General features: G+C 68.4%; 1 protein-coding gene. It reads right to left on the bottom strand.

Going from position 1 to position 237, the window contains the following annotated elements; all coding sequences use genetic code 11:
- On the bottom strand, positions 1-237 hold a 237-nt coding region (locus tag BST15_RS21075; protein WP_133053214.1), incomplete at both ends, for a DUF222 domain-containing protein.

Below are 237 nucleotides of genomic sequence, written 5' to 3'. Positions count from 1 at the left end.
AGTGGTGGGCGTGGCTGGCCATCGCGATCACATCACGCATCGGCAGCCAGGTACCCCCGCCGGTGTGGGCCTTGCCGGTGCCGGACTCGAGGTCGGCCAGGCTGGTGGAGACGATGATGGTGGCCGGTAACCCGTTGTGCTGACCGAGGTCCCCGGAAGCCAGCAGGGCCCGGCCCATCGCAGTCAGGGCATCGTGGTTGCGTTGCCCGGCACTACGGGCATCGGCATCAATGGCAG

It is taken from the genome of Mycolicibacter arupensis, assembly GCF_002086515.1.
In the GTDB taxonomy this organism is placed as follows: domain Bacteria; phylum Actinomycetota; class Actinomycetes; order Mycobacteriales; family Mycobacteriaceae; genus Mycobacterium; species Mycobacterium arupense.
The sequence above is the reverse complement of the archived record's forward strand: the minus strand, read 5'-3'. Positions and strand labels throughout refer to the sequence as shown.